Annotated in this window: 1 rRNA gene; it reads left to right on the top strand. The window is 52.9% G+C overall.

Annotation, left to right across the window (positions count from 1 at the left end):
- A 23S ribosomal RNA gene (locus NAZ64_RS22455) occupies positions 1 to 280 on the top strand; the annotation flags it as partial.

Here is a 280-nt window from a genome sequence, read left to right as displayed (position 1 = left end):
GTAATAGCTCACTGGTCGAGTCGGCCTGCGCGGAAGATGTAACGGGGCTAAACCATGCACCGAAGCTGCGGCAGCGAACGTATCACCCAAGACAACTTTACGGAGTTGACGATTGACGGAGCGAAGCGACGTCAAAGCGTTCATTAAAGTCGAGTTGGCTTAGGGATACGTTCGTTGGGTAGGGGAGCGTTCTGTAAGCCTGCGAAGGTGGCCTGTGAGGGTTGCTGGAGGTATCAGAAGTGCGAATGCTGACATAAGTAACGATAAAGCGGGTGAAAAG

This window comes from Salmonella sp. A1325, from assembly GCF_056991255.1.
Note: the sequence above shows the minus strand (reverse complement) of the source record. Positions and strands in the feature narration are given on the sequence as shown.